We start from the raw sequence: 8,194 nt of genomic DNA, 5'->3' as shown, positions 1-8,194 counted from the left end.
GCCAATGGCGCTCGGTGCCTGCTTGCTGCCATTGGTGCAGCAAACCCAAGGAATAAAAGCCGCGATCGAACAGCGTTAACGAGTGATCAGGCGTGGTTTCGATCAGCTGTTCCGCCAGTTTCATTTCGTTGCTGCGGTAACCATCAAATGCACTGCCGATCAGCAAATGGCTGGTCAACTCCATTTGGCAGGCCATGCRCACCTGAGGAAAGCCAGTGTCACCATGTTGATTACTGGCCGAGTCATAGCGTGCTCGATTTTCTGCCGTGTCGGGTGTTCGCCAGACGACGCCGTCGACCCCCAGCAAACGCAGCCCGGCCCAGGTCGGATGACCGGCCGCTTCATGCCAACTTTTCTGAGTCAGATGGAAGACCTGTCGTACAGCCTCGCTACCCAGCCTCTGACGGGCTTGAACCACTGCGCTGGGCGCCACCAGCGGACGTTGACCCGGCAGCATAATGTTCATGCGACTGACYACATCCCWGGCTGACATCCGCCGAAAGAACGCCATGGAAATCACGCACCAAAGCATCATYTCCAACGGCAGACGGCGCTTGCGCAGGGTTGCTACGCCTGCCTGTTCCAGTGCCTGCTCGACCAAAGAAGGATCGAGCAACGAATCCAACCCCTCGATGGCGTGGGGAGTGGAGGCGATGTTGTGAGTCAGTTCCAGTGCCCGAGCGAGACGCATAAAAAAATCCGATACCTATTCAGGCATCGGATTTTGATTTCTTGCGGCCAAAGGTCAAGCAAGAGGGCTTAACTGATCGGCATTAACCATCTCGGCGCCCTTTTTTGTGCTCGTCCACCCGAAACCCTGAGGCCACGCAGTGGGTTGTGTTGCACTTGGTTATTCGGTCAAGGCGGTCAATATGGTGTGGGCGATTTTGACTCGCTCCGGATTGGGGTAGTTTTTATTGGCAAGGATCACGATGCCGATGTCCTTCGAGGGCACAAACGCGACATAAGCCCCAAAGCCGCCGGTGGAACCGGTTTTGTTGATCAACACATTCTTCTGTTGAAGCTGTGGCGGGTTCAACCACTGGACCGTTTGAGCCTGCATTGCCATCTCGGTCGAGTTACCGGCAAGCAGCCGGTCTTGCGTGACCGGGTAAGGGTAGAGCTCCCAGCCCAGCCCCTGTGTCATATCGCCCACGGTGTAATAACCGGTGTGGGTAGTGGCGATGGCTTGCTGCAATGGCTTTTCGAGCCCTGCCGGTTTCATGTTCGCTTCGACATAGCGAAGCAGGTCCGAGGCGCTGGTTTTCACGCCGTAGGCTTCGGAGTCCAACGCGCCCGGCCCGACGCGCACAGGCTTGTCGTCCTTGTTGTAACCCTGAGCGTATAGCCCCATTTGCTCTTGCGGGACCTTGAGGTAGGTGTGCTTGAGGCCCAGTTTCGGCAATAAGGTCTTTTCCATCAGCACATCGAACGGCTGGCCCATGCTGTTGGCGGCGAGGTAGCCGAACAGCCCTATGCTTGGGTTCGAATACAGGCGATGGGTGCCGGCAGGATAAACCGGTGTCCACTGCTTGAAGTAACCCAGCATTGTTTCTGGGTGGTCAGCTTCGCCAGGGAATTGTAGCGGCAACCCGCCGGCGGTGTAGGTGCCCAGTTGCAGCAAGCTGATGTGGTCGAATGCACTGCCGCGCAATGCCGGCAAAACAGCGCTGGCAGAATCGGACAGGGACAGTTTGCCGTTGGCCTGCGCGTAGGCGGCCAGTGTGGCGGTGAAGGTTTTGCTGACTGAGCCGATTTCGAACAGGGTGTCCTGACTGACCGGTTTGCGATCCTTTTTGGAGGCCACACCGTAATTAAAGTAATGCTGCTGGCCATTTTGGGTGATCGCAACGGCGAGCCCCGCAATGTTCTGTTGCTGCATCACCGGACCGACGGCGGCGTTGACCAGGGTTTCGAGTTGCTGGTCGGACGGTGTTGAGGCCATGCAGGGCGCTACGCCTAGAATAAGTGCTAAAGCACTGTAGGGCGCAAGCCTTGGCAGTTTGTCTGTGTACATGTCTGATCCACTCTTCATGAGTTGTGATGATGGTAACCCGCTACACTCCATGCGCTCTTGCAAATCGGGCTAGCGAAAAGGCGTGCCAAATTTAGGCGGTCTACCGAGCGTCGACAAACGACGATATTTCGGGTTAGCCATTAGAAAAATTATGGAGTTGGCATGATTCGTCCTCACTTGCCGCTGAATGCATTGCGCGCTTTCGAGGCGTCCGCGCGTCATTTGAGTTTCACGCGCGCGACGGTGGAGTTGTTCGTGACGCCGGCGGCAGTGAGTCATCAAGTCAAAAGCCTGGAAGCCATGCTGAGCGTGGCACTGTTCAAGCGCTTGCCACGCGGGTTGCTGCTGACCAGTGAGGGTGAAACCTTGCTGCCGGTGTTGTGCGAGTCTTTCGATCGCATCGCCGAAACGCTTGAGCGCTTTGAAGGCGGGCATTATCGGGAGGTGTTGACGGTGGGCGCGGTGGGTACGTTTGCGGTGGGCTGGCTGCTGCCGCGGCTGCCGGACTTCCAGGCGAAACATCCGTTTATAGATTTACGGCTGTCGACCCATAACAACCGGGTGGATGTGGCCACTGAAGGGCTGGATTACGCGATTCGATTTGGTGCCGGCGCGTGGCACGGCATTGAAGCGCTGCGGTTGATCGATGCACCGTTGTCGGTGTTGTGCGTTCCCGAGCTCGCCCGGCAATTGCTCTCGCCTGAGGGTCTGTTGAAACAAACCCTGTTGCGTTCCTACCGAGCAGACGAGTGGCCTGAGTGGTTTCTGGCCTGCGGGTTGCCAGCCAATGCACTGCCCGCCAAAAGCATTGTTTTCGATTCTTCGCTGGCGATGATGGAGGCTGCGCTTCAAGGCGCAGGCATTGCGTTGGCGCCGCCCCTGATGTTTTCCCGACAACTGGCGGCGGGTGCAATCGAGCAACCTTTTACCATCGGGATCACCACCGGCAGCTATTGGCTGACGCGCTTGCAGTCACGCTCTGAAACAGCGGCGATGACGGCGTTCAAAAACTGGCTACTGCAAGCGGTCGAAATGAATTAGCGGATGCCATTTCTGGAGTTTTAGCGCGCCCGGAGTCCATTGTAGGAGCTGGCTTGCCGGCGATAGCGGCGTGTCAGGCAACATCCATCTTGAATGTGCCGACGCCTTCGCGGGCAAGCCCTCTCCTACACTGGTTCGGTGGTCAGTTCAGGGATTTGTGTACGACCTCAATCCTTTGTAGGAGCTGGCTTGCCTGCGAAAGCGGCGGAGCAGGCAACACCGATGTTGAATGTGCCGGCCTCTTCGCGAGCAGGCTCGCTCCCACAAAGGGGGTATGACAGGGTAGTAGGTCAGCGCACCAGGCACGGCCGTTTGTTATCGAATTTCCAGCCCGGGATCAGAAACTGCATCGCCACGCTGTCATCGCGCGCGCCCAACCCCATGCCTTTGTACAGTTCATGGGCCTTGGCCAACTGATCTATGTCCAGTTCAACCCCTAGACCCGGCTTCTTCGGCACTTGCACGCAGCCGTCGATGATTTGCAGTGGCGTCTTGGTCAAGCGCTGGCCGTCCTGCCAGATCCAGTGGGTGTCGATGGCGGTGATGTCGCCCGGGGCCGCCGCCGCGACGTGGGTGAACATCGCCAGGGATATATCGAAGTGGTTGTTGGAATGGGAACCCCAGGTCAGCCCCCACTCGTGGCACATCTGCGCCACGCGCACCGAACCCTGCATCGTCCAGAAATGCGGATCGGCCAGAGGAATGTCCACCGATTGCAGCTGGATGGCGTGGCCCATTTCCCGCCAGTCGGTGGCGATCATGTTGGTCGCGGTTTTCAGGCCGGTGGCACGGCGGAATTCGGCCATGACCTCGCGGCCCGAGTAACCGTTTTCCGCGCCGCACGGGTCTTCGGCGTAAGCCAGAACGTGATGCTGATCGCGGCACAAGCGAATGGCTTCCTTGAGTGACCATGCGCCGTTCGGATCGAGGGTGATGCGCGCATCCGGGAAGCGTTCGGCCAGCGCAGTGACTGCTTCGATTTCCTCATCGCCACTGAGCACGCCGCCCTTGAGTTTGAAGTCCTTGAAGCCGTAGCGGGCATGGGCAGCCTCCGCCAGTCGGACCACGGCGTCAGCGCTCATGGCTTTCTCATGGCGCACACGAAACCAGTCATTGTCGGCATCCGGTTCGCTGCGATAGGCCAGGTCGGTTTCGTTGCGATCTCCGACGTAAAACAGGTAGCCGAGCATCTTCACTTCGTCACGCTGCTGACCTTCACCGAGCAGAGCGGCAACCGGCACGTCCAGATGCTGGCCGAGCAAGTCGAGGAGGGCGGCTTCCAGGCCGGTGACTGCGTGAATGGTGATGCGCAGGTCGAACGTCTGCAAACCGCGACCGCCGGCATCGCGATCGGCAAAGGTCTGGCGCACTTGATTGAGGATCCTCTGATACGTGCCGATCGGACTGCCGACCACCAGTGCGCGGGCGTCTTCCAGTGTCTGACGAATACGCTCGCCACCCGGAACTTCACCGACACCGGTGTGACCGGCGTTGTCCTTGAGGATCACGATATTACGGGTGAAAAACGGGCCGTGGGCGCCGCTCAAATTGAGCAACATGCCATCGTGACCGGCCACCGGAACCACTTGCATGCTGGTGATGATCGGGGCTTTTGCAGTGTCTTGTACGTTCATTGTCTTGTCCTTGAAAAGTGATCAGACGTGGTTGGGCGTTGGTTTGCCCAGCGCAACGGCCGGTGCGGTTTTCGGTGTGTTGCGGGCGGCAAAGACAATGATCGCGGCGATGATCGAGGTTGCGGCCAATCCRTACAGTCCGCCCTGAATCGAGCCGGTGTGTTCCTCCAGCAAGCCGAAGGTAGTCGGTGCAACGAAGCCGCCAAGGTTACCCACCGAGTTGATCAACGCGATCACACCGGCGGCAATCCGCGCATCCAGATACGCCTGGGGAATCGGCCAGAACAGCGACGAGGCGGATTTGAAACCCAGCGCCGCAAAGCAGATCGCAACAAAGGCAAAGATCGGCCCGCCCGTGGTGGACATGAACATCCCGGCGGCAGCAATCAGCAGCGCAGCGGCGACCCAGGCTTGTTGGTGTTTCCATTTGGCTGACAGGGAAGCAAAGGCATACATGCCGACAATCGACAGCAACCATGGGATCGAGTTGAACAGCCCAACCTGAATGTCGCTGAGGTCGCCCATCTTCTTGATGATGCTCGGCAGCCAAAAGGTCGCGGCGTAGATGGTCAACTGGATGAAGAAGTAAATCAGGCAGAACAGGATGATCTGGCGATCCTTGAGCAGTTTGCCCAGCGACGGTTTGATCGGTGTCGCGGCTTCGCGGGCCCGTTGTTCGTCGTCGATGGCGTTGACCAGCGCATCCTGTTCTTCGCGGGTCAGCCATTTGGCGTCGTGGGGTTTGGAGTCCAGCCAGAACCAGACGAACACGCACAGCCCGACCGAAAACATCCCTTCAATGAAGTACATCCACTGCCAGCCGTGCAGGCCAAAGCCGCTGATTTGCAGCAACAGGCCGGACAGCGGGCCAGAGATCAGCGAGGCCATCGCCGAGCCGCTTAGAAAGATCGCAATCGCCTTGCCACGTTCCACGCCGGGCAACCAGCGAGTGAAGTAGTAAATCACCCCAGGAAAGAACCCGGCTTCGGCCACGCCCAGCAAAAATCGCAGGATGTAGAAGTGGGTTTCGTTCTGGATGAAGGCCATGCCGGCGGCCACCAGGCCCCAGGTCAGCATGATGCGGGTCAGCCAGATTCTCGCGCCGACTTTTTGCAGGAGGATGTTGGAGGGGACTTCGAACAGCGCGTAACCGATGAAGAACAGCCCGGCGCCGAGGCCATAAGCGGCGGCACCAATGCCCAGGTCATGCTCCATATGCGCGCGGACGAAACCGATGTTCACGCGGTCGATGTAGTTGACGATGAACATGATGACGAACAGCGGCAAAACATGTCGTTTCACCTTTGAGATGGCGGACTTCAGGACCGAATCGGCGCCTTGGTGCATCCCTGATACGGATGTATTCACTTGGTTTCTCCCACTGATTATTTTTATGCGGGGTGTGGCGTGTACTGCTTTGTTGATAGACATCATACAACTACATTTTTTTGTTCTGCAAGCTTCTATGTTCAACAAAATGGTGTGGTACAGCCAATTTTTGATTATTTTTTTATTTTTATTAAACCGAGATGGTACATAGTAAGGTGCGGTTGTTGAGTGTTGTCATACAAGTGAGGCGCTATTTTATAGAGAACCCAACCCTGTGCGGTGCTACGATTCCGTTAGCCCTGTTTTCGGAAGTCACCATGCAACATGACCTCGACACGCCTGTCCCCAGGCGCAGCCACAACCTCGCTCACGACCTGGTAGCAAAACTGACCCAGAGCATTCTTCTCGGCCAGATGCTGCCGGCGGACAAGCTGCCGTCGGAAAACTCAATCGTTCAGGAGCACGGCGTCAGCCGCACCGTGGTGCGCGAGGCGATCTCGAAATTGCAGGCATCGGGGCTGGTGGAAACCCGGCACGGCATTGGCACTTTTGTCATCGAACGCGCGCCGGAGCAGGGATTGCGGCTGAATGTCGATACTGCACTGGGTGTGCGCAGTATTCTGGAGTTGCGCATGGGGCTGGAAACCCAGGCCGCCGCGCTGGCGGCAACCCGTCGTACGGAGCCGCAACTGGCGCAGATGCGAGAAGCGCTGGACGACTATCAGCGCTTGCTGAGCAACAACGACAGCTGTGTCGAGGCCGACAAGCGCTTCCATCTGTTGGTCGCCGAAGCTACCGGCAATGTGTGCTTCACCGAGATCATGCAGCACCTGGGCAGTGCGATGATCCCGCGAACCCGCGTCAATGCCGCCGAGCGTGGGGCGGCGGATTTAAGCAAGCTTGGGCAACTCGCCAACCTTGAGCACGAGGCGATTCTCAACGCTATCAAGCGCCAGGATCCGGACGCGGCACGAGCGGCGATGTGGCTGCATCTCACCAACAGCCGTGACCGCTTTTCAGCGGGTGGCTGAGTAATGTGGCGAGGGGGCTCATCGCACCATTGATGGGTTTTCAACTCGCGCTGACATCGCGCATCAACAAGCCAAACTTCAGGTCCACCGTGTCCGGAATCGGCAGATACACCGTGTGCCCATCCCCCGGCGCCACTTCAATCGGCTCACCTCTGGCGTTTTGCAATTGATGCAAATCGAAATGGAAGTTGCCTTGGGGTGTCATCAACTCCATGTGATCGCCCAGGCCAAAGCGGTTTTTCACTTTGACCTCCGCCAGCCGCTCACGCCGTTCACCGGTCAATTCACCGACAAACTGCTGTCGCTCCGACACCGAGCTGCCGTGCTGATAATTCTGATATTCGTCATGCACATGCCGGCGCAAAAAACCTTCGGTGTATCCGCGCTGGGCCAATGATTCCAGATCGGTCATCAGGCTACGGTCGAATTCACGGCCGGCGACGGCATCGTCGATGGCCCGGCGATACACCTGCGTGGTGCGGGCGCAATAGAAGTGAGATTTGGTCCGCCCTTCGATCTTCAGCGAGTGCACGCCCATGTGCGTCAGGCGCTCGACATGTTGCACGGCGCGCAGGTCCTTGGCATTCATGATGTAAGTGCCGTGCTCGTCTTCGAAAGCCGGCATCAGTTCGTCCGGTCGATTGGCTTCCTGCAACAGAAACACCTGGTCGGTGGGGGCGCCGATGCCCAAGGTCGGTTCGGGCTGATACTGCTGAACGATTTCACCGAGCTGGTTTTCCGTGGCCTCTTGGGCCGAATATTTCCAGCGACAGGCGTTGGTGCAACTGCCCTGATTGGCGTCGCGCTTGTTCATGTAACCCGAGAGCAGGCAGCGCCCGGAATACGCCATGCACAATGCACCGTGGACAAACACTTCCAGCTCCATGGCCGGCACTTGCTGGCGAATTTCGCCGATTTCTTCCAGGGACAGTTCCCGCGACAGGATGATCCGGCTCACTCCCTGTAGCTGCCAGAATTCGACACTCGCCCAGTTGACGGTGTTGGCCTGTACCGACAGATGAATCGGCATCTGCGGGAAGTGCCGGCGCACCAGCATGATCAAACCCGGATCGGACATGATCAATGCGTCCGGCGCCATGGCAATCACCGGCGCCAGGTCCTTGAGGAAGGTCTTGAGCAGC

Annotated in this window: 7 protein-coding genes; 2 read left to right on the top strand and 5 right to left on the bottom strand. The window is 58.1% G+C overall.

The annotated features are described in order from the left end of the window. Together AC1DSG_RS23625 and ampC are read right to left on the bottom strand one after the other, a co-directional pair. The coding region (locus AC1DSG_RS23625) for an IS4 family transposase (RefSeq protein WP_477793050.1) at positions 1–691 on the bottom strand (691 nt) is incomplete at its 3' end. A gap of 159 nt (positions 692–850) precedes the next feature. Beyond that, entirely contained in the window at positions 851–2,017 is a 1,167-nt protein-coding gene (gene ampC, locus AC1DSG_RS23620) for a class C beta-lactamase (RefSeq protein WP_477793049.1), read from the bottom strand. A gap of 162 nt (positions 2,018–2,179) precedes the next feature. On the opposite strand from ampC, the gene AC1DSG_RS23615 reads away from it, so the two are divergent. Next, positions 2,180–3,058, top strand: coding sequence for a LysR family transcriptional regulator (locus AC1DSG_RS23615; RefSeq protein WP_477793048.1), 879 nt, complete (start codon positions 2,180–2,182; stop codon positions 3,056–3,058). Between the two features lie 290 nt (positions 3,059–3,348). Here the strand turns inward: AC1DSG_RS23615 and gudD are convergent, their stop codons facing one another. After that, the gene (gene gudD, locus AC1DSG_RS23610; protein ID WP_477793047.1) at positions 3,349–4,692 is read right to left on the bottom strand and encodes a glucarate dehydratase; all 1,344 of its coding nucleotides are present in this window, start codon (positions 4,690–4,692) and stop codon (positions 3,349–3,351) included. A 21-nt stretch (positions 4,693–4,713) separates the two neighbouring features. After that, positions 4,714–6,060 carry an MFS transporter gene (locus AC1DSG_RS23605; protein ID WP_477793046.1) on the bottom strand — a complete coding sequence of 449 codons (1,347 nt, stop codon included), beginning with the start codon at positions 6,058–6,060 and terminating at the stop codon, positions 4,714–4,716. Positions 6,061–6,338: 278 nt separating this feature from the next. Between AC1DSG_RS23605 and AC1DSG_RS23600 the strand changes: the two genes are divergently transcribed. Continuing rightward, complete coding sequence (locus tag AC1DSG_RS23600; protein ID WP_477793045.1) at positions 6,339–7,052, top strand: FadR/GntR family transcriptional regulator; 714 nt, start codon at positions 6,339–6,341, stop codon at positions 7,050–7,052. 40 nt (positions 7,053–7,092) lie between these two features. Here the strand turns inward: AC1DSG_RS23600 and trhP are convergent. Beyond that, a partial coding sequence (gene trhP / locus AC1DSG_RS23595; RefSeq protein WP_477793044.1) for a prephenate-dependent tRNA uridine(34) hydroxylase TrhP occupies positions 7,093–8,194 on the bottom strand: 1,102 nt, incomplete at its 5' end.

The organism is Pseudomonas sp. P5_A12 (assembly GCF_056400685.1).
The sequence above is the reverse complement of the archived record's forward strand: the minus strand, read 5'-3'. Positions and strand labels throughout refer to the sequence as shown.